The sequence below is a fragment of the Nocardia cyriacigeorgica genome (genome assembly GCF_029868385.1).
GTDB lineage: Bacteria > Actinomycetota > Actinomycetes > Mycobacteriales > Mycobacteriaceae > Nocardia > Nocardia cyriacigeorgica_F.
In genome coordinates, this window is sequence record NZ_JARWNX010000029.1 from 42016 (window position 1) to 64732 (window position 22717).

A 22717-nucleotide genomic window follows, 5' to 3' on the forward strand; every position below is an offset into this window, starting at 1 on the left:
CCTTTCATACTCAGTGCTCCCACGATCGGAACGACCGTAAGTGTTCCGGCGACATCGTGATGTCGAGCGCCGGCTCGTCGATATCACCTGGCCGGCCGGCGAGGGTCGCGATCAGACGGCGGGCGGGAAGGTTGCGGCCGGTGTTCTGCACGACGAAGCGCACCCCAGCGCAGCCCGCGGCTTCGGCCCGGTCGGCGAGGTGGCCGAGCAGCCGTTCCTCCACGCCGCGGCCGAGGGCACGGCAGCTCAGATGCCAGCCCAGAACCTGAATAGTTTCGCCGTCGACAACCACGGCCAGTACCCCGATGCGGCCGTAGTCACCGAAGCGGTCGCGGGCGGTGGCCGTCCACACCTCTCCGTCACGACGCCATTGATCGAGCTCGGTGTCCGCGGCCTTGTGCAACGCGAACTGGTTGGTGCGCCGGATGAGCTGGGCGGCGCGCTCGACGTTCTCATCGTCCAGTTCCGCGATATCGACCGCGAGTTCGAGCTGAGCCAGGAACTCGCCGAACTCTGTGCGACTGCGCGCCGCCGCCCGGTCGCGTTCCTGGGTGTAGTACTGCGTGCGGGTGGCGTCCTCGGCCGTCGTAGCGACCGGCACCAACGGCCAAAGCCGAGCCAAGAATGCATCCAGCTCGCCAGCCGGGGGGCAGGTCACGCTCAGTACTTCGGGCAGAGCATCCCGCATCCGGGCAAGTTCGACAGGATTGTCGTCGAGGAAGACAAAACTATCGAGCCCGAGCCCCAATTCCCGGGCGGCCGCGGCGATTCGCTCGGACTTGGGACGCCAACCCGTGGAGATCACGTGGAAATGCTCCGCGTGCAATACCGAGTCCGGCCGCTCCAACACCGCCCGGACGATCGCATCGTCATTGTTGCTGACCAGCACCAGCAGCACACCCGCGGCACGCCATTGCAGCAATCGCCGGGCCAACCGGGCTCGTGGCCCAGCGAGCTCGACGTGCTCGGGACCCGCCTCGGCGGCGACACCACCCCACAGCGTCTCGTCACCGTCCACCGCGATCACCTTCGGCGGCCGTGCGGTGAGAGTGGCGAGGACATCGGCGAGCTTCAATGCCACCGCCGCTTGGAATTCCGGAGTGAACGGAAGATGAGCGAGGTCCTCGGTGTGCGCGTCGAACCACTCATCGACGTCGTGACCCGCGGTCCACTCGTCCGCACCGATTACGGCAACGCCTGGTAGCTCTCGCAGAGCATCGGACAGCTGCCGCTCCCAGCGGACCAGACGGTCCTCGGGCGCACGCGCCGGAAGGAATCCGACGACCAGCGGGTGCCGGGTCCGCTCGGCGACCGACCGGATTGCGGCCAGGTACTCGACGCCGAGCTCGGTCAGCAGTTCGTCATCGATCGGGCCGAATCGCGGTAGATCGGCTGCACGCACCAACACGACACCGGCGGTTGTCGAGGGTGTAAAGAAGACTCCGGCGGGATCACGCAACCCTGTCAGCACGTGGTGGTACGGCGCCTCGGCAACCGCGGCACCGTCGAATACGAGCCCGCACAGCTGTGGCAGCGAGCCCAGCGCAAACGTTGCGGCCAGCGCGACAACCGGGGTGGTGCAGCTCTTGTCGGTTCCGATCTCCAGGCGGCTCGCCGCCGAGACCGCCGGCCCGCCGACACCGTGTTGAGAGAGTTCGGAATATGTCGCGGACGAATCTATTTCACCACCAGAAGCCGCAGCAGGCTGTAGGGCCGCCGACGCCGATCCGGTAGCCCCGGCCGGAACCGCGGTGGTGGGCTGCGGCACTGCCGGCTGATCTGGGGTGCGGGCGATATCTGCAAGGAGGTCGAGGTATTGCGCGCCGAGGTCGGCACAGGCCCGCTCATCGAGGATATCTCGGTTGAAGGTGATGCCGATGCGGCCGAGATCGGCCATCACCGTCACCATCAGATCGAGGTCGGTATAGCCACTGGTGGCCGGCAACAGCTCCAGATTCCGGAGCCCGGAACCGGATCGCAGGAAATTGAAGTAGACCTCTACCATCGGCGCGTTGTCCCGGTACAGCCCTTCGGCCGCGAGCAAGGCCAACACGTCGGAGAATCCGAGACCCTGGGCGAGCAGCGCACGCAGCCCGGAACCTGTGCGGTCCAGCACATCGGCGGCCGCGTCCCCGGGGTGGACGCTCGCCGGATATGGCATCGGCACACCGAAGTAGCCGATAGCGCGCTCCGCGTCACCATAGATCCGGGTATCCACCGGGACCGCGACGACGAATTTGCCGACGCCTCGGCGTCGAGCCAGCAGAATCGTCAAGGCGCCGAGAAAGAATGCGGCCGGGGTGATGTCCAGCTCGCGGGCTCGTTCCCCCACCCGGTCCAACAGCCCTGCGGGGAGGTCCAGTGCCAGCGTCCCGCAACGATAGGACCTGATCGCCGGACGGGGATGGGCCAAGGTCAGTTCGAGCCGCTGGCTTCCCGCGAATTCCGCACGCCGGTCGGCGTTTCCGCTGGCGGCCGGCCGATGCTGCTGGGCCGCGATGAGGTCGTCGATATCCTGATTCGACACCACCGCTTCCGGCGGGCGGCGGTCGAGTTCTGAATCGAGCTCATCTGCTACCACGAGCATCGACGCGATATCGGACACACTGTGATGGGCACCGTAGAGGAGAACCTGTTCCCCGCTATCGGATTCGAGCAGTTCGAATCTCCACAGCGGCCCGGTTGCCAGGTCGAACGGCGGCTCGAACAGGGAGCGCAGCCGGTCGGCCACCGTGTGATCGCTCAGATCGTCGACGCGGATCGCGCGCAACAGCGCCCCCGCCGGTTCGCGCCGCACCGCCAGGCCCCGGCCATGCTCGAGGCTCGGCACAACTGCCGCGCGTAGTGCCGCATGCCGACCGGCCAACCGGTGCAGCATGGCGACCAGCTGGGGTTCGGTGACCGCAACGCGCAACCGAACCGCCGACGACACGACATGTGCGGCCGCCGGAACCCCCGCTTGCGCGGCGCGCAGCAATCGCATCATGTCGCGCGTCGCGGGGTAGGACTGGACCTCGGGCGTTTCTACAGACGCGGTGGATGCCGCACCCTGGATCTCTCCACCGGCCACGGCGGATACGAGGTGACGCGCAAGCGATATCGGGGTTGGATTGTCGAAAACCGCTTGCACCGCGATGGTGGCCCCGGTCGCCGCACGCAGTCCGTTCCGCAATTCGACAACGGTCAGCGAATCGAACCCTAGGGTCTGGAAGGACTGTTCGGCATCGATGTCCTCGGCCCGGTTATGGCCCAGCACCGCCGCGATTTGTGCGCGAACAACGTCAGATGCCGCGGCAACAGCCTCGTTTTCGCTCATTCGCGCCAGGCGATCAGCGAACCGCCTGGCGGCGTCAGGATCGACTGTCCCAGTCGCGGCTGCCGGTCTGGGAGCGCCCCGAACCAGGCTCCGCAGCAGCGGTGGCACCGTGTCGACACGGACGGTGGCGTCGAAGCGGGCCGGAACCAGGATGGACTCGGGCAGTCCGATCGCCGTGTCGAACAGTTTCATTCCGTCCTGCGGTGCCAGCGCCGCGACCCCGGCGCGGCGCGCCCGGTCTCGATCGCCACCGCGCAAAGTATCCGCCAGACCGACGGCCCACATCCCCCAAGCCAGCGATTGGCCGGGCAGACCGTGCGCGACGCGATGGGTGGCCAGTGCGTCCAGGAAGCTGTTGGCCGCCGCGTAATTCGCCTGGCCCGGGGCGCCCACGACACCCGATACCGAGGAGAACAGCACGAACAGCGCCAGTTCGAGGTGTGCCGTCGCCTCGTGCAGATGAAGTGCGGCATCGACTTTAGGGGCGAGTACCGCGGCCAGCCGGTCGGGGGTCAGCGAACCGACCGTACCGTCATCGATGACGCCGGCGATATGCACGACTCCGGTCAGTGTGGTGCGTGCTACCAGTTCCCGGACGCTCCCGGCATCGGTGATATCACAGGCCACAGCGTCCACCTCGGCGCCGAGTCCGACCAATTCCGCGCACAGTTCCTGCGCGCCCGGGGAGGCCATCCCGCGCCGACCGGCGAGCAGCAGTCGCTTCACTCCGTGCTTGTCCACCAGATGTCGCGCAATCAGCGAGCCGATACCGCCGAATGCGCCGGTGACCAGTACCGAGCCGCCCTCCAGCAGCTGGCCCCCTGGCCCCGGCCCGGTTATCGGCGCGCGCTGCAGCCGGGGCACCTGGGCTTGCCCGCCACGGAATACCAGCTGCGGCTCGCCGACGGCGCGGACTGCGCCGAGATCGAGCGGGCCATCCGTGTCCACCAGCACGATCCGGCCCGGGTTCTCCGTCTGCGCCGACCGCACCAGACCCCAGACCGCGGCACCGGCCAGATCGACCACATCCTCACCGGGCAGTGCCACGGCACCGCGCGTATGCACCACCAGCGTCGTCTCGGTGTGCTGATTGTCTTCCAGCCACTCCTGTAGTGTCGCCAGCATCTCGCGGGTAGCTGCGTGCACGACACCCGCGGTGGTTCCTGCCATACTTTCGACGACCATGATCGATGCGGACGCGTCCGGTGTCGCAGCGCGGCGAGCGGCCTGCCATTCGACCCGGAACAGGTCGCCATCGGACTTCGACAGCGGCGCGGGTGCCAGCTTGTCGACGGCCACCGGCCGGCCGACCACGGACGCCGTCACCACCGGCCGGCCGACGGGATCGACGGCGAGCAGCGACAGCGCCACCCCGGCGCCAGTACTTCCGGCACTGCCTGTTCCCGACCGGCGCAGCCGCACCCGCAGCGACGTGGCACCGGACGCCGAAACCGTCACATCGTTCCAGACCAGCGGCAGATACACCTGGTCGCCGTCTTCATCGGCGATCAGCATCGCGTGCAGCGCGGCGTCCAGCAAGGCGGGGTGCAGGCAGTAGTCGCCCGCATCGGAGTGCACGGGTTCGGGCAGGGTGATATCGGCGAAGATTTCCGCACCGCGCCGCCACACCTCACGAACACCTTGAAAGGCCGGACCGTACCCGTAGCCCCGGGCGTTCAGGCGCGCGTACGCATCGTCGAATTCGACGGGAACGGCACCGTCGGGCGGCCACACACCGAATGACTCGGCCGTACCGGTCCCCATCGAGGCCACCGTGGGGCACAGTACGCCGTGGGCGTGCCGTTGCCACGGCCCGGTATCGCCTTCGGGCCTGGAGTAGATCGATATCACCCGGTCGTCCGCGGTTCGGGCCTCGCCGACAAGAGCCTGGATCTGCACTGCACCCCGGTCCGGCAGCACCAGCGGCGCCTCCAGAATCAGTTCGCGCAGTGAGCCACAACCGACTTCGTCCCCAGCACGGACGGCCAGTTCGATGAATCCGGAGCCCGGGAACAGGATCGCCCCCGATACCGCGTGGTCGGCGAGCCAGGGCAGCGATGTCACCGCGAGCGAACCGATCAGCGCCACCTGGTCGGATTCGGGCTGCGGCACCACCGCGGCTACGAGCGGGTGCCCGGTCCGGGCCCAGCCCAGCGCGCCCGAATACCCGGCGGGAGCTTCGGGTTCCAGCCAGAAACGGGTGCGCTGGAAGGCATAGGTCGGCAATTCGACACGGTGCGCGCCCGCATAGCACCCGGACCAGTCCACGGTCACGCCCGCAACGTGTAGCTGGGCGGCCGAGGTGAGCATCCGCGACAGACCACCGTCACCGCGCAGCACGGTCGCGCCGATGTAGACCTCGGCCTCCCGGTCCATCGCATGCACAGTTTCCTCGATACCGACGGTGAGCAGCGGGTGCGGGCCCACTTCGAGGAACGTCCGGTGCCCAGCCCGGTAGGCGGCACGCACGGCCTGTTCGAACAGCACCGTCCCGCGAACGTTGCGATACCAGTAGTCCGCGTCGAGTTCGGTGGTGTCGAGCAGGTCACCCTGCATTGTGGAGAAGAATGCGACAGGCGCGGCGCCGGCCTTCGTACCGGCGAATGCCCGTTCCAGCTCGTCGCGAACGGTGTCGACGTGATGTGAATGCGAGCTGTAGTCGACCGCAATACGCCGTCCCCAGATGTTATCCGCCTCGCATCGGGCCAGCAGTTCGTCGATGGCTGTGCGGTCACCGGAGACGACAGTGGACGCGGGCCCATTGATCGCGGCGATCTCGAGCCGGCCTTCCCAGGGCGCGAGCAGCTCACGGACCTGGTCGGGTGAGCTCGCCACCGTCGCCATAGCACCGGAGCCCGCCAGCCCGGCCAGCGCCCGGCCGCGCCGCGCCACCAGCCCCGCGGCCTCGCGCAGGGTCAGGGCGCCCGCCACGCAGGCGGCCGCGATCTCCGCCTGCGAATGGCCGATCACCGCCGCCGGGCGCACACCCAGCGATTCCCACAATCGCGTCAACGATATGGCCACCGCGAACAACACCGGCTGGACCACATCCAGCCGATCCAGTTCGGGCGCGCCGGCGGCACCATCGAGTACCTCGAGCAGCGACCAGTCGACGAATTCACGTAGTACCTTCTCGCATTCGCGTAACCGGTCGGCGAATACCGGCGAGGTCTCGAGCAGTTCCAGCGCCATCCCCTGCCATTGCGAACCGTTGCCGGCGAAAACGAAGACAGGATCGCCGGCCCCGGTACGCCGACCGCGGACGACGTCGTCGGAAGGCTCGCCGGCGCTCAGCGCCCGCAGTCCGGACAGGAGCCGGTCGCGATCGGTGCCCAACACCACCGCGCGGGCATCGAACGACGACCGGGTGGTCACCAGCGACCAGCCCACGTCCACCGGATCCAGATCGGGCCGGCGCTCCAGATGTTCGAGTAGCCGCGCCGCCTGGGCAGTCAAGGCATCGTCCGTCGCGCCCGACAACACGAGCGGCAGGACAGCCCGTCGCTCGGACACCACCGCGGATCGTTGCGTTGCAGGGACGGCCGCCGATTCGGTTGGACGCGCCACGAGATCTGTGGGTGCCTGCATTTCGGGCTGCTCGCCCGCCGGTCCCGCCGATGTGGTAGCCGGCGGCTCCTCCAGAATGACGTGCACATTGGTGCCGCTGATCCCGAACGACGAGACGCCCGCACGACGGGGACGACCGGCCACGGTCAGCCATTCACGGGACTCGGTGAGCAGCTTCACCGCGCCTGCCGACCAATCGACATGGGTGCTGGGCGCGTCCACGTGCAATGTCGCGGGGAGGATTCGGTGCCGCATCGACGCCACCATCTTGATGACACCGCCGACCCCCGACGCCGCCTGCGTATGACCGAGGTTGGACTTCAACGAACCCAGCCAGAGTGGTCGGTCATCCGGCCGGCCCTGACCGTAGGTGGCCAGCAGCGCCTGCGCTTCGATGGGGTCGCCGAGTGTGGTCCCGGTGCCGTGTGCCTCCACGGCGTCGACCTCGGCGGCAGTGAGCCCCGCATCGGCCAGCGCCCGGGTGATAACCCGGCGCTGCGACGGACCGTTTGGCGCGGCCATTCCATTGCTGGCACCGTCCTGGTTGACTGCCGAGCCGCGCACGACCGCGAGCACCGGATGCCCGTTGCGCACTGCGTCCGACAAGCGTTCCAGCACCACCACGGCCGCGCCGTCGGAGAAACCGGTACCGTCGGCAGCGTCGGCGAACGCCTTCACCCGGCCGTCGGGCGCGAGCCCGCGCTGACGGGAGAACCCGACAAATACATTGGGCGTCGACATCACCGTCACACCACCGGCCAACGCCAGTGAACATTCACCGGCCCGTAGCGCTTGTACCCCGAGGTGCATGGCGACCAGCGAAGACGAGCACGCGGTATCCACCGATACCGCCGGCCCTTCCAACCCGAGCGTGTACGCCACCCGACCGGATACGACACTGCTGGTGCCGCTTTCGCCGAGGAAGGCCTCGGCGCCCGCCGGTATCCGGCCAGCCAGCCGGGATACGTAATCGATATAGGAAACTCCGGCGTAGACACCGGTCGCGCTGCCCCGCAATGTTTTCGGATCTATCCCGGCGCGTTCCAGGGCCTCCCACGAAACTTCCAGCATCAACCGCTGCTGCGGATCCATAGCAGCGGCTTCCCGCGGGCTGATCCGGAAGAAGCTGGCGTCGAAATCGGCGGCGGTGTCCAGGAATCCGCCGGTGCGAGTGTAGCTTGTACCGGGCGTATCGGGATCCGGATCGAACAGGGTGTCCAGGTCCCAGCCGCGGTCGTCCGGAAACGGCGACTGCACCGTGCCGCGGTTCCCCACTAGATCCCACAGATCGTCCATCGACGCCACCCCTCCGGGATAGCGACAACCGATTCCGACGACCACGACCGGGTCGTCGGCGGATGTGCCCCGCGCTCCGCGTGCCGCCTCGTGGCCGGCCGACGACTCGTTCGATAGTTCGAGCGTGTCCAGGAGGTGGTCGGCGAGACCGTCCGGGGTGGGATAGTCGAAGACGGTAGTGGCGGGCAGTGCGACCCCGGTCATCTGACGCAACCGATCGCGGAGTTCGACAGCTCCCAGCGAGTTGAACCCGAGATCCTTGAATGTTGCTTCGGGTTCCACCGCGTGGCCACCGTCATGGCCCAGCACCGTGGCGGCCTGATCTCGGATGATCGACAGGAGCAGCCGGCGCCGATCCGGCCCGGGTAGTCCTTCCAGGCGGGCGACGATCCGCGGTTGTTCGACGACGCGGCGCGGCGCCGGCCGGGCCGCGGTGAGTAGAGCGGCCAACCGGTCCGTTGGCACCTCGCGAACGGCGAACGAATCAATATGCGCCACCGGATTGCCCGAGATGTCCGCGAAATCAGCGCGGACCTGCCGATCGCCGATCACGCTGAGCCGCACCCGGAGCACCGGCGAACCTCCGGTCCGCAACGATACCCCGGACCAGGAGAACGGGAAGAGCACGCTGCCGGGTTGCGCCTCGACGCCGGTGAATCCGACAGCGTGCATAGCGGCGTCGAGCAGCGCCGGATGCAGACCGAAAAGTCCTGCATCGCGCAGAGTCGAGTCCGGCGCCCCGACCTCCGCGAACACCTCCGTACCCGCCCGCCAGGCAGCCCGTAATCCGCGGAAAGCTGGCCCGAAAATGTAACCGCGCGAAGTGAGCTCGCGGTACAGCTCATCGATATCGAGCTGCTCGGCGGCCGCTGGCGGCCACTCGCCGAACTCCACTACCGGCGAAACTGGCTGCGGCGACGAGGACAGCATGCCGTGCGCGTGCTGAGTCCACGGCACGGCGGAGTCGTCGGCGGGCCTGGAGTGGATCGACACACTGCGTTCACCGGAACTGTCGGGTTCGCCGACGCTCACATGTACCGCAAGTCCCTGATGCTCCGGGATCACCATCGGAGCAGTCAGAACCAGTTCACTGATGCCTGTGGCGCCGGCCTCCTGGCCGGCACACAGGGCCAGTTCCACCAGTCCCGCCCCCGGCAGCAACGTCCAAGTGTCACCAGCCGTGACACGGTGGTCCACCAGCCACGGGGCGTTCGCCGGCGACAATACACCGGCCAGCAGTATGCCGCCCGACACGTGCTGCGGCACGATGACGTGCAGTAAGGGATGCGCCGTACGGTGAAGACCCAGATGGCCGAGTTCGGCGGGCGGTTCGCTGTGGCCGTCGACCGGCGCCAGTCGCGTCCAGTCCAGAGTCCGTCCGCCGGTATACAACTGGGCGAGCCCTTCGTACAGGCAGCTCGGACCGTGCTCACCGCGCCGAAGCGATCCGACCGCAATGACCTGGCGCCCGCAATCCTCGGCGATCGTCTCGACGGCAGCGGTCAGCGACGGGTGCACTCCGATCTCGACGAAATAGCGGTATCCATCAGCCATCATCGACTCGATGGTCTCCGCGAACCGGACCGGGTTGCGTAGGTTGCCGTACCAGTAATCCGCATCAGGGACCCGGTCCCCGATCGGCTCTGCCAGCACAGTCGAGTACCAGGTCAGGTTGCTGAGTCCCGGATCGATACCGGCGAGATCGGCCAGCAACCGCTCCCGGATCGGCTCCACCTGCCGGCAGTGCGAGGGTCGGCGAACCGGGAGGATACGGGTGAACACCGATTCTTGCTCGAGCTCATCCAGGAGCGCCTGCAACGGTTCCGGCTCCCCGGCGACGACCGTCGCGCGCCCACTGTTGACCGCGGCGACCGACACCTGGCCCGCCGCGGCAGTCAGCCGCGATTCGACCGTATCGCAAGGCAATCCGACCACCGCCATGAGGCCGGCGGCGTCATGGACCGCCATGGCCTGACTACGCAGGACCACCACAGCGGCCGCATCGGCCAGGGTCAATGCACCCGCGACGCAGGCCGCCGCGATCTCGCCCTGACTGTGGCCGACCACGGCGTCGGGTTCGATACCGTGGGCGCGCCAGACCGCGGCGAGTGACACCATCACCGCGAACAGCACCGGCTGGATGATCTCCTCCCGGTCGAGCAGATCTTCCAGCGACGGCGCCTCGTCCGCCCCGCACAGCGCCGCCCGCGCCGACCAGCCGGTGAGCGGGCGCAGTGCGGTATCACAGCGGTCGAATTCCGCGCGGAACACCGGGGATTCGACGAGCAGATCGCGGGCCATCCCGACCCATTGCGCACCCTGCCCGGGAAACACGAACGCCAGTTTGCCGCGATCGACGGTGCTGTACGTCTGCACAAGTCCGGGAGTGGGCTGGTCGTCGACCAGCCCATTCAGCGCGGTGAGCAGCCGACCGCGATCGCGCGCCACGACCACAGCGCGGTACTCGGCGTGCACGCCCCGCGCCAGCGAGCGCGCGAGAGCGGTCAGGTCGAACTGCCGGTCCGTTTCCAGAGTGCGCACCAGCCGGGCCGCTACATCGCGGAGTGCGGTGTAGTCCGGTGCCGACAGCGGATAAGCCGCCAGAGTCTGCCCGGTGGCGGCGACCCGTTCCGCGGGTTCCAGCCAGTAGCGTTTGCGCTGAAAGGCATAGGTGGGCAGATCGACCCGGCCGGCCGAGGAAACCAGCCGCGTCCAATCGATCCTCGCACCGTTCGCATACAGCTCGGCGAGCCCGCGATCCATATCCGGCGTACCCACCACCACAGCGCCGGCGACAGCGCACTGCGCCGTGGCGCCCAACTCGACAAAGTATCGGTAGCCGTCCAGTGTCAGGCGCTCCACCGTGCTGGCCACCGACTCCGTGACATCGACGACCGCATCGGCAACCACGCCGTGGTCTCGCCAGGTACGTTCGGCCGTGGCCGCGTTGCTGTCGTGCCCGGTACGCAGGAACGCCAGCTTCGGTGCCATCGACACCGGGCTCGATCCCGTCACGACCTGTGCACTCGACCGATCGGCAGCGATCGCACTCAGTCCGGCGAGTAATTCGTCCCGATTCCGGGCAGTGACCACCGCCCGCTGCTCGAAATGCGTCCGCTCGACGGCAAGGGACCGGGCCAGTGCCGGCAGTGACAGCTGCGGGTCGCCCTCGACCAGGGCGTGCAGCCGGGCGGCCTGGCCGCGCAACGACGCTGCGGAGCGGGCCGACACCGGATACAACCTCGGCACCGGCCCGACAGGTTCGGGAAGTTCCGCGGCGGGCGCTTCCTCCAGGACGACGTGGGCATTGGTACCACTGATTCCGAACGCACTGACGCCGGCCCGCCGGATCCGGCGGCCGGGCAACCACGGCATCGGCCGATTCTGCACCCGGACACCGGCGTTGTCCCAGTCGACGTGCGTGCTCACGGTGTCGGCATGCAGCGATGCCGGTACCAGTTCGTTCCGTAGCGACAGCACGATCTTGATCACACCCGCGATACCCGCGGCGGCCTGGGTGTGTCCGAGATTGGATTTCAGCGAGCCGATCCCCACTGGCTGCCCGGAATCTCGATCAGGTCCGAAAACCCGGGCCAAGGCCCGCGCTTCGATCGGATCACCGAGGGGGGTTCCTGTACCGTGCGCCTCCACGTAGTCGATATCGCCGGGCGTCAGGTCCGCGGCCCGCAACGCCGTATGCACCACCTGCTCCTGGGCAGGCCCGTTCGGCGCGCTCAGCCCCTGGCTCCGGCCGTCCTGGTTGATAGCTGACCCACGGATGACTGCCAGCACCGGATCACCGTCACGCACCGCGTCGTCCAGGCGTTTCAGCATGATCATGCCGCAGCCCTCGGACCAGACCGCGCCGTCGGCGTCCGCGCCGAAAGGCGCACACCGGCCGCTGCTCGACAACACGCCGAGCCTGCTGAATTCGACATGCGAGCTCGGCGAGACCAGCAGTGTCGCACCACCGGCCAATGCCTGGTCACAGTCGCCGACCCGCAGCGCCTGCACCGCCAGATGTACTGCGACCAGTGACGAGGAGCATGCCGTATCGACCGTGACGGCCGGTCCGCGCAAACCGAGCGTGTAGGAGATGCGCCCGGAAGCGACGCTGGTCGCGGTACCGGTGCCGATGTATCCGTTCAACTGTTCCAGACTCGCATCGGCCAGGTAACCGCTGCCGTAGAGCCCGAGGTAGACACCTGTCGCGGTGCCGTTCAACTCCCGCGGGTCGCGGCCGGAGCGTTCGATCGCCTCCCAGCTCGCCTGCAGGAGCAGTCGTTGCTGGGGATCCATCGCGGCAGCTTCATTCGGACCGATCCCGAAGAACTCGGCATCAAACAGGTCGATACCCTCGATGAATCCGCCGCGCAAAGTGTAGGCCTTACCGGCGGCAGCCGGGTCGGAGTCCAGCAGTCCGTCGGTACGCCAACGGTCCGTGGGTGGATCGGAGACTACATCGGCACCGTCGACCAGCAACTGCCACAACCGTTCCGGGCTGTCCGCACCTCCGGGGAAGCGGCAGGCCATTGAGACCACGGCGATCGCATCGTCATATACGACTGGGCCGGAATCGGAAGTCACCCGGGTGTCGTCGGCCAATGCGGCGGCGAGCAGGTTGATCGTCGGGTAGTCGAATACCAGGCTCGGATCCAGTTCCCGCCCTACCCGTCCCGAGAGTTCGGCGGTCAGTTCCACCAGCTCACGTGATCCGAGGCCGAACTCCATCAGCGGCCGATCCGAGTCGATCCGCGCCGCGTCCAGCCCCGCGGCCGCGGCTACCTTCTTTACCAGCCACGACACCAGGCCATCGTTCCGGCGCACCGTCTCGTTCTCGGCGTGGCGGGGCTCCGGCGCGGAATTCACGCCCGCCACGATGGACAATTCCCCCGCGATATAGGCCTGCCGGCACGCCTGCCGCTGAATCTTGCCACTGCTCGTCTTGAGGATTGTGCGCGGTGCGATCAGCACCACCTCGCGCACCGACAGCCCGTGATCGACGCCGATCGATGCGCGCACCGCATCCTCCACGGCCATGAGCACCGCGGAATCTGTCGTGGACACCTCCGCCACGATGACCGGCCGCTCGCCGGCGCCGTCGTCGACCGCGAACGCGGCTACACAACCACGCCGGACGCTGTTGTGCGCCGCCTCCACGGTCCACTCCAGATCCTGCGGATAATGGTTCTTACCATCGATGACCAGCAGATCCTTGCTGCGCCCGGTAATGAAGAGTTCCCCGTCGGACATGAATCCGAGGTCGCCGGTGCGCAGGAACCCGGTGCGCCCGTCGTCGAGGCTCGCCCGGAAAGTCTCCGTGGTCTTCACGTCATCTCCCAGATAGCCTTCGGCGACACTGTCCCCCGCCACCCAGATCTCGCCGATCTCCGTCTGGCCGAGTTCGGTCGCCTGCTCGGCATCGGCGATCACCACAGTGATCCCCGATGCCGGATACCCGGCTCCGACTACCTTCCCCACCACGTCGGGATGACCGGTCAATGTCGGCGGCCGATCCGCCGGGGTGCCCGATACCAGCAATGTGGCCTCGGCCAGTCCGTATACCGGCTGCCATGCCTCGGCCCGGAAACCGGCTCCGGCGAAGACTTCCTCGAAGCGACGCAAGGTGTCCGCGCGCACCGGCTCGGCACCGTTGAACGCCACGTCCCACCTGCTCAGGTCGAGGGATTCCACCCACTCGGGTGTCGCACGACGCAGGCTCAACTCATAGCCGAAGTTCGGACCGCCGCTGGTATGTGCGCCGTACGCCGACACCGCCGTCAGCCATCGCTGGGGCCGTTGCAGAAAATGCAACGGTGACATCAGCACGGTGGTCGCTCCGACATAGACGGTGTGCAGGACCGGGCCGATCAACCCCATATCGTGGTACATCGGCAGCCAACTCACCGACGATGCCGCACCGCCCCAGTCCGCGACCTGCTCGGGCGAATCGTTCATCACCTCACCGATGGCTCGCTGGTTGTCCAGCAGGTTGGCATGGGTGATCATCACACCGCGCGGGGTGCTGGTGGAGCCGGACGTGTACTGCAGGAACGCGAGGGAATCCGGCGTCAACAACGGTTCCCGCCAGGATTGCGCCGCATCGTCCGGAATCTCCTCGGTGGCGATCCAAACCAACGACCGGAGTTCCGGAACCTGTTGTGTCACAGCAGATATTGCGTCAATAACGGGCCGCGTGGACAGAACCGCGTCAATATCGGCGTCGGCGATCATGCCCCGCAGCCGCCGCAGCGCGCGATCGAGTTCATGGGGCTGCGGTACGGGGGCCGGGACGGCGACCACCGCGCCCGCCAAGCAGCCCAGGAAACCGCAGATGAAATCAAGGCCCGGCGGGTACAGCAGCAGCGCCCGACGGTGTGCCAATCCCGCATCGTCCAGGTAGGAGGCGATGGCGCGGGAACGACGACCCAGCAGGTCGTAGGTCAGCTCACTCGTCGGCCCGTCGACATCTCCATTCTCCAGAAACCGATAGGCGAGGGCGCGCGGCTGGCCGGCCGCGCGGTCGGTCACCACATCAAGAAACGAGCGGTACTTCACACCATTCCAATCGTCAAAACCAAGACCGGAGCCTTCGCCTCCCGGGCCGCCGGACCTGGCGGATCGCCACGATCGAACGGTAACCACCTCCGCGGTTTTCGGAAGCTACCGAACCGCTCAACGTAACCCCACCAGCAAATTTACGTCCCCGAAACCAGCGCACGACATGCTAAGCGAATCGCATGCGGAGGCCGGCGACTCACCTTCCCGTGTACGAGAAGTCAGTCGGGCCGCGGCGCGCGTGCGCCGATCCCCCGACGCCGTCGAGCAGGCTCGCGGTCAGCTCACCCCGTCAACCGAACCAGGGCACGTATGGCGAAACGCGATGAGTGAGCCCGGAATCAGGCCCCTGACCTTCCGTTCCCTCCCGAGGCGTTCGCCCCTTATCGCAGTCCGCTGTCGATAACAACCGAAATCTGTTGCTAGTCTTGACCATTTCGAATACCGATGATGATCGTGAAGGTCGAACGCAACTTCGACGTATGCAGACGTACAGCGAACCTGTTGGGACTTGGTCAACCCGGCAAGCCCCGCTGAACCGTGGACCGCGCACGCCCGAGTCGGAGTCCTTGTTCGAGCCGAAGCCAGATCGAGACGTCATCGATCAGCGAGGTTCAGTAGCGGACCTGTCGCCGAGGGATTCCAGCAGCTTGCGCAACAGGGAGCCGAGCTGATCCTGTTCGGCGGCGGTGAGCCCGTCGACGAGCTCGCGTTCGTGGGCAAAGTGCCCCCCGATCAACGCGTCGACCAGCTGGCGCCCCGACTCGGTGAGGGAGGTCTGCACGATTCGCCGGTTGTCGGAGTGGGGAGTTCGAACGATAAGCCCTTTGGCGACGAGCCGATTCACCCTATTGGTGAGCGCAGCCGGTGACAGCATCGCCGCACCGGCCAGATCACCCATCCGCAGCGTGCCACTGTTGCCAGCGCGCCGCAGCGTCGCCAGCACATCGAACTCCCACGACTCCAGACCCTGAGCGGCGAAGTACTCCTTGACCCGCTGATCCAATAGTCGCGAGCTGCGGAAGATCCGCAACACCACGTGGACCGGCGTGGCGTCGAGATCGGGCCGCACCGCGGCCCACTGCTCGGCGATCTTGTCGGTGGCGTCACCCATGGTACCCAAACTAGCAATTTTGATATCGAAACGTTTGACACAGATGCCGAGTTGGCCCTATCTTCCAATAGTTCGATATCAAACTCTTTGATGTCAAAGGCAGGAGCTGCACATGAACTACGTGGTTATCACCAGGACCGATGCAACCCAGGACAGCGAGCTAGGCCATTATCTCGCCAATGTCGGCGCGACCCTGACGCCGTTCGACGGCCGGCTACTGGCCTTCGCGGCGCCCGAGAAGCTCGAAGGCACGGCCGCCTACACCAAGACCGCCGTGCTGGAGTTCCCTTCCGAGCAATCAGCTCGCGAGTGGTACGAATCCGCGGCGTATCAGGAACTGGCGACGTGGAGGATCGGAATAATGGGCCATCCGGTCGATTTCAGCCTCGTGCCGGGACTGGAGTGATGCGTCAGAGGTACGGGCTGGCGCCTGAGAATCAGGTTCGATAGTGACCGCCCGATCCACCACCGACGTGCCGCCTGCCCATTCGGTTCGGCTGCAACGTCAAAGATTCCCCAGACGACTCATGGAGCAAGTCCGCGATGCGCACTTATATGTCGTCAGATGGGGCACCCACCAGGTGAATTCCGGCTGCCGTGCGATCTGTGCCGTCGAAGGCTGAATCTCCGCCGGGTGTGACGGATCCGGCGGAGGCGGTGATGCACGAGAGCAGCCACGCTGAGGCAGATCGGCTGCGGGCACTGGGCGCCGAAGCTGTTACCCATTTCACCACTGGAACACACAGCCCGCCGTACCGAGAACGTGAGCTGCACCGCAAGCCGCCGGAGACGTTGCGTCAGTTGATTTGAGTTTTGAAAAGCGTTTGGCCAGAGGCGAGATCGCCGCTATACACTGACGGCATGCCCATCATCGAGGTGACATGCTCCGACCGTGTTGTTCCCGAGTCGAGGCGCGCGCTTGCCGAACGGCTCCCACACCTCGTGTCCCTGGCCCTTGCGTGCGAGGCAGAGCAATATGACGGGGATCTGAAGCCGGGTGATGTGATACTCCGCTTCCATGAGACCGGCCCTTGGGATAGTCAGGGTGTCGACGTGCTCATCGAGGTGAAGTCGAAGTGGTTCGAAGACCGTGCCAGAAATCGGCAGGAGCGCGTCGACGTCATTCTGCACGGGATCCGCGACGTCGCCGACGACGAGATTCTCATCGGTGTCTATTTCACGATGCCCATGGCCGCCTGGGCGCAGAGCAACGAGATGTGAGTACTGAAGGTTCTTCGCCCCGTCGCCCCAAGATGCGCCCGGTTCGATATCGAACGGCGTAGGTCAGCAATATTCTCCACTGACATGACGCACCGATGCGCCGCCGCGGCCTGTCCCCCGAGAAGTCGACACCACCATCCACCTCTACAAACTCGGCTGGTCACTCGCCCACGTCGACGACCATGTCGGCGTCGACCACACCACCGTCCTGACCGCACCGCGCCGACGCGGAATACCCACGCGAGATCCTCAGGGCGGGCACGCGCATAACCCACGAACCCGACCGCGCGTCGAGGTGGTAACCAGGCAAGGTCTTCACACCACCTCGGCGCACGGACCTTCACATACCTGACGGTAGGTCGGATGGATGCTTCGGACGTTCGATCTCGGACCGGACATTGGCCGGTTCGACATATACGAATCAGACGCGGCCCCGATGTCTTTCAGGGGAGATTTGGGGGAAGACCCGGATGTGGCAGTGGGTCGGACCGCTCAGGATCGTGAGAATAACAGTGCTGGAGGGAGATTCATGCCCGAGAGGACAGCTGCCATCGCCGGCGACACGTCAACAAGCATGGTGCGGGGACGGTGGACCGTTCCGCTGATGGTATTCGCCGGGGTGGCATCGGTGGTCTTCACAGTCGGGACCGCGATACACGGATTCGTGGTCGTGACGCCAGGGACACTGGAGCGGATGATGGTCTTGGCCGATGCCGATCCCAGTGGCGCCGACGGATTTCTGACGCTCTTTCGCGCAGTCGGCATCGTCTATGTCGTTGGAAACGCAGTTGGAGTATTGGCATTACGGCGCCGACCTCGCGTCTGGCTGTTCTGGGTGATCGTCGTGGTCAATGCCACTCAGGCGGTGGGTTTGGTCATGGTACCGCCGGAAATGTTCACCGCGGCGCGGGAGCGATTCGGTGTGGCAGGAGTGCTGCCTTCGCTGGTGACCGACGGCGGCGCGGCAGTCGTCGCCCTTGTGCTCCTGGGATCGTTGATCGCTACTGGCACGGTATGGGGGCGAGCGCGATGACGGACATAGCAGTTGGTGGGACGGATCTCGCGCGGAGGTTGTCCGCAGCATGCCTGGTTGCTGGACCGCTCCTGTACCTGATCTCGACGCTCACCTGGCAGGACGACGGAATCTACGGGGTTACCGGCGGTACCGTGCTCGTAGCAGCCATGACCTGCTGGCTATTCGGACTCACTGCCGTCTACGACGACGTCGGCCACCACTACCCACGGTTCGCCGCGGTAGCGAAACTGGTGCTGCTCGCGGGCGTGATCGGGGGAGTCAGTTTTGCCGTCCGAGGTTTCTACGACGGCGCGCTCGAGTTGTCGCGCGAGGAATCCATCACCGTGCTCGAAGCACATCCGGTCGCCTCGGCAACCATGTTCTTCCTACCCGGTCCACTGTTCCCGCTGAGCTTGATCATCATCGGCATCGCTGTTCTACGTGCGCGGCTCGTGCATCCAGCCCTGGGCGCGGCCCTCTCCGCCACCGGTGTGATCTTTCCGGCCACAACGATCCTGCGAGTGCAAGCAGGTGCCACCGGATTGAGTGTGGTGATGATCATCGTGTTCGCGCTCCTCGCTCATGCACACGTGAAAGGAGGCGTTGCTCGCGGCTCGCGCGCACAGGCAGACGCCGACCGTGTATCGGAGCGACTCAGTGGCAACTAGCTCGAGTTTCAACCTCTGAGCCACTGAACCGTGACGGGCAAGGGACCGGCTTTGGGCTTCTCGGGGTTCTGTGCGCTGAGTTGTGAGATTCCAATCCGCTCGATGGGAAGATCTCCCGCTCTCGGAGTTAGTCGAGACCGTCGCTACCGTGCCCTCCCATCTCATCCGGTCGCTGACCTGGGACCAGGGTAGCGAGATGGCCACCATGGGGCGTTCACCCTCGCCACCGACATCCCCGTCTACTTCTGCGACCCTGCCAGCCCTTGGCAACGGGGCTCCAACGAGAACACCAACGGCCTTCTGCGGCAATACTTCCCGAAAGGAACCGACCTATCGGTCCACACCCGCGCACACCTCGACGCTGTCGCCGCCGAACTCAACGAGCGCCCACGCAAAACGCTCGGCTGGGAAACCCCAGCCGAGCGCCTGCATAAACTACTCGCGGCCTGATTCAACAACCCGCGTTGCGACGACCCCTGGAATCCAACAAGCTTCCGGGGCCGTTTCCATGGAGCCGACACCACGATCGGCGTCCTTAGTCAAACTGATGTTCGGCCTCGTACGTTTGTTTCAAGAATACCTATCCGTAATTGCAAGTGCCGGAGGCGCTTTGAAATGGACTGGTTCTCTCATGCGTCGTCCGCGCGTGAGGCGGTCGCCGAACGTCTGATCGGTGGATCGATGGGGCGTTCCCATAATTCGCTGAGCGACGTGGACTGGGACGGGCCGCAGGATCCGGACCGGTTCTATATGCCGCAGGAGATGATCTCCTTGTATGGGATGGCGCTGTGGCAGAAGATGCCTCATCGCAAGCGGGTGGAGCTGTCACGTCAGGGGCCGGCGAATCCGCCCACCCGCGCCGTGTGGTCGAGAACACCCTCTGATCTGAGGGGAACGGTTCGAGTTCGTCTTGCACGAGGACGCAGTGGGCGGCCAGGTGCTCAGTCGCGCCGTCGACGTCGTCGGTCAGTAGTTCCAGCCAAGGTCGGCGTGGGTGTAGTTGTCGACACGGTTGAGCCAGCGTGACGGGTCCGAATCGGACGGCGGCGCTCTGGATCACTCCTTCGGCGATGGGCTGGCCGCTGTTGTCAGTTACGTCCATCCCCCAGGACATCGGGTAGAAGGTGCGGTCGAACTGCACGCGGGAGGTTTCATGGCGATGTTGTTTCCACCGATGAAGGTGGGGGCATGGTTTCAACCTGGTGCTCATGCCGGTGCTGAGCTGTCTGCTGCTGGGTGCACTGAAGGACCCAGCCACACCCTCCACCGAACCGAGAAAGGAACTACAACAGTGTGACGTCGACTGCTGCCCAGACTCACCTGGGGGTTCGTCGTCGAAGTCACGCCGAGGCACTGATCGGCTCCTGAACGCCCGCGGTGACGCGCTTGCAGAGGTCCGCGCCGAACCGATCCACCTCTGGTGCCGCAGCTCACTGAACCTCCGCGTCCTCCGATCGGCTCCCACAGGATCAGCTCGTTCCGCTTGCCGCCCATGACGGCGATGGCGGCGTCCAGCCCGCACGTGACGGTCTTCCGCTTCATCCACACTCCCACTAACGAGAAGGTTACTAACAGACAAATTAGTAGGTACTTGTTGAACTTTCCGCGACCTTCCATGATCGACGTTGAGACCTCGCAGACCTGTACGGACCGCTGCGGATCGGCACGCGTTCGCCGTGCCGAGCGCCATCAACACCACAAATCCGCGACCTACTTGTGAACTGGAGCACGACATATGGCTGAGAACGACCACACGCCGGTGACCGTCATCGGACTGGGCTCGATGGGTTCGGCGCTGGCCGAGGCCTTCATCGGCGCCGGGCACCCGACGACGGTGTGGAACCGCACCGCGGGCAAAGCCGGACCACTGGTCGACAAGGGAGCAGTTGCCGCGCCAGCGGTGCAGGAAGCGGTCACCGCGAGCCCGCTGGTGATCGTCTGCCTGTCTACCTACGACGCCACGATCGACACGTTGGAGCACGCCGGAACCGAACTGGCCGGGCGCACTCTGGTCACCCTGAATACCGGCACCCCGGACGGTGCCCGCCGAATGGCCGACTGGGCAAGCGGGCGCGGAGCCAGATTCCTCGATGGCGCGATCAAGAACGTGCCCATGGCGGTGGGCAAGCCGGACACGCTGCTGTACTACAGCGGCAACAAGGCGGTCTTCACCGAGCACGAGGCGACCTTGCGGGTGCTGGGCGGCGACACGGTCCACCTGGGTGAGGAACCCGACCTGGCCGCTCTGTACGAGATGGCCGTGGGCGGGGTCCTACTGCCGTCCCTGCTCGCCTTCTTCCAGGGAAGCGCCTACGTCACTGCCCGTGGCCTGCAAGCCGGCACCCTGGTGCGCTACACCGCCAAGTGGCTGGAGATGATCATTTCCGCTCTTCCGCACCTGGCTGAGCAGATCGACACCGGCGACTACACCGTCCCTATCGGCGCCACCGTGGGCATCTTCGCGGAGGCCCTCGCCGAGGAGAGCCACTACGGTCAGCGGGAACATGTCGACGTCTCGTGGCGGGCCCCCATCCACCACATCCTCAACCGTGCCATCGCCGACGGTCACCGCGACGACAGCATCTCAGCGTTGGTCGAAGTACTCAGGAAGCCTGAACAAGTGGCCTGACACCCCAATGATCGGCACCGTGGGACGTCCCTGGTGCCGATTCGCCCAGCAGCAGCCGCGCACACGGCCCAGTCCTCGACATCCGTCCCGTCCGTCACCACGAACACGTTTCGGATCATCCGCCTGGACACCGGTACCCAACTACGCGAAGAAGGGCCAGCTGCCGCTGCCGGCGGGGAACGCACGGGATCTTATGCCGGCAGTGGGTGAACGCGGGGTGGCTCGTGCGGTAGGTGCTGGACAACGAGGTTGAAGAGTATCGGCTGTCTGCGCACGGGTGGGCGCTTTGGAGATCGCGGGCCGGGTAACTGGTTCTCGTACGCGGGTGTCGGAAACGCGGGTACGGACCTTGCTGGACGCGGTGGAGCGGTTGGCTCAGGACGCCGATCCGGACGTGATAGCGCGGATCGCACGCGTGGAGTCGGAGATCCGGGGACGGCAGCGGGAGTTGGAGCGGCCCGAACGCGGGGGCGCACTCCCGGCCGTGGAGGACGATCGGCTGATGGAGGAGACGGAGAACCTGCTGCACCTGGCGCAGGAGCTGCCGGCGGACTTCGCTCGGGTGGCCTAGTCGATCAATGCTGTGCAACGGGATGCCGTCGCCGATCTCCGGCAGGATGTGCGGCCGACGGGTGAGGTGTTGCGGGAGGTGATGACCGGGCTACACCGATGGATGCCCGGCTCGCGCTCGGCCAGCAGATCGAGCCGCTGCGCCGCTTGCATCAGGTATCTGCGCCAGTCGTTGAGTGATCCCCGTCCACCGCAACCGCCCGCACCGTTGGCCGAGTGGAGTGAGGAGATAATCCCGGACACGGACACCCGGGCATAGAGTGGGACGAATTATGTTGCGCTGGAGGTACATCTGACCCAGTTCGCAACCAGAGTGGACAGCGTCGACATCGCGGACGCTTTCGGTACAGCGGCCCAGGACATCCGCCGTCCTGTCGATCTACTCGAGCTTGCGCATCGCGCAGGAATGACCGAGGCCGAAATCATTGTCACGGTCGAGGCGATCCGGCCGGATCGGGCTCGGTGGCGATTCGCGTTCGGTGGAGTGACGGTAGTGCTGGCAGCGTTGCGGAGGCGATGGAAGGTGCCGGTACGTGGGTCGAACAGCAGGCCGAAGTCAGCTCAGTATTTCAGCTGTTGGGTCGGGGCCTCGGGACAGGGTGTTGGGCAACGCCCGAATGAAGGGAGTATTAGGGCTTCTATTCCAGGGTGTTCATTCAGCCCTGGGTTCTAGTAGTGACCCTATGGTGGAGCTAAGGGGAATCGAACCCCTGACCTTCTCGATGCGAACGAGACGCGCTACCAACTGCGCTATAGCCCCGGT

General features: G+C 66.0%; 9 protein-coding genes, 1 tRNA gene and 1 pseudogene. 8 read left to right on the top strand and 3 right to left on the bottom strand.

Going from position 1 to position 22717, the window contains the following annotated elements:
* Positions 1 to 10: 10 nt before the first annotated feature.
* Positions 11 to 14710, bottom strand: a complete 14700-nt coding sequence (locus QH168_RS05970; protein WP_280233452.1) for a type I polyketide synthase — start codon at positions 14708 to 14710, stop codon at positions 11 to 13.
* 631 nt (positions 14711 to 15341) lie between these two features.
* On the bottom strand, positions 15342 to 15851 hold the full coding sequence (locus tag QH168_RS05975; protein WP_280233453.1) for a MarR family winged helix-turn-helix transcriptional regulator: 510 nt from the start codon (positions 15849 to 15851) through the stop codon (positions 15342 to 15344).
* Positions 15852 to 15963: 112 nt separating this feature from the next.
* Between QH168_RS05975 and QH168_RS05980 the strand changes: the two genes are divergently transcribed.
* From QH168_RS05980 to QH168_RS06015, 8 genes and pseudogenes are all read left to right on the top strand, one after another.
* On the top strand, positions 15964 to 16257 hold the full coding sequence (locus tag QH168_RS05980; protein WP_280233454.1) for a DUF1330 domain-containing protein: 294 nt from the start codon (positions 15964 to 15966) through the stop codon (positions 16255 to 16257).
* Between the two features lie 455 nt (positions 16258 to 16712).
* Positions 16713 to 17072 (top strand): hypothetical protein, encoded by a 360-nt coding sequence (locus QH168_RS05985; protein WP_280233455.1) that lies wholly within the window; start codon positions 16713 to 16715, stop codon positions 17070 to 17072.
* Between the two features lie 529 nt (positions 17073 to 17601).
* A complete protein-coding gene (locus QH168_RS05990) occupies positions 17602 to 18105 on the top strand; it encodes a hypothetical protein (protein ID WP_280233456.1) in 504 nt (167 codons plus the stop codon).
* A complete protein-coding gene (locus tag QH168_RS05995) occupies positions 18102 to 18755 on the top strand; it encodes a hypothetical protein (RefSeq protein ID WP_280233458.1) in 654 nt (217 codons plus the stop codon). Before QH168_RS05990 ends, QH168_RS05995 begins: the two co-directional genes overlap by 4 nt.
* Before the next feature lie 139 nt (positions 18756 to 18894).
* A pseudogene (locus QH168_RS06000) lies at positions 18895 to 19205 on the top strand (IS30 family transposase); the annotation flags it as partial.
* A 231-nt stretch (positions 19206 to 19436) separates the two neighbouring features.
* Complete coding sequence (locus QH168_RS06005; protein WP_432421044.1) at positions 19437 to 19781, top strand: diiron oxygenase; 345 nt, start codon at positions 19437 to 19439, stop codon at positions 19779 to 19781.
* 709 nt (positions 19782 to 20490) lie between these two features.
* A complete protein-coding gene (locus tag QH168_RS06010) occupies positions 20491 to 21384 on the top strand; it encodes an NAD(P)-dependent oxidoreductase (RefSeq protein WP_280233461.1) in 894 nt (297 codons plus the stop codon).
* A 277-nt stretch (positions 21385 to 21661) separates the two neighbouring features.
* Positions 21662 to 21955: a DUF3375 family protein gene (locus tag QH168_RS06015; RefSeq protein WP_280233462.1), complete on the top strand. Its 294-nt coding sequence runs from the start codon at positions 21662 to 21664 to the stop codon at positions 21953 to 21955.
* Positions 21956 to 22638: 683 nt separating this feature from the next.
* On the opposite strand, the gene QH168_RS06020 is transcribed toward QH168_RS06015, so the two are convergent.
* Positions 22639 to 22714 (bottom strand) — tRNA-Ala (locus QH168_RS06020).
* Between the last annotated feature and the right edge of the window lie 3 nt (positions 22715 to 22717).

What these genes read in the sequence shown, in the direction of transcription:
- QH168_RS05975 (WP_280233453.1), bottom strand. Translation starts at nt 15,851, where the DNA reads ATGGGTGACGCCACCGACAAGATCGCCGAGCAGTGGGCCGCGGTGCGG.
- QH168_RS05980 (WP_280233454.1), top strand. Translation starts at nt 15,964, where the DNA reads ATGAACTACGTGGTTATCACCAGGACCGATGCAACCCAGGACAGCGAG.
- QH168_RS05985 (WP_280233455.1), top strand. Translation starts at nt 16,713, where the DNA reads ATGCCCATCATCGAGGTGACATGCTCCGACCGTGTTGTTCCCGAGTCG.
- QH168_RS05990 (WP_280233456.1), top strand. Translation starts at nt 17,602, where the DNA reads ATGCCCGAGAGGACAGCTGCCATCGCCGGCGACACGTCAACAAGCATG.
- QH168_RS05995 (WP_280233458.1), top strand. Translation starts at nt 18,102, where the DNA reads ATGACGGACATAGCAGTTGGTGGGACGGATCTCGCGCGGAGGTTGTCC.
- QH168_RS06005 (WP_432421044.1), top strand. Translation starts at nt 19,437, where the DNA reads ATGGGGCGTTCCCATAATTCGCTGAGCGACGTGGACTGGGACGGGCCG.
- QH168_RS06010 (WP_280233461.1), top strand. Translation starts at nt 20,491, where the DNA reads ATGGCTGAGAACGACCACACGCCGGTGACCGTCATCGGACTGGGCTCG.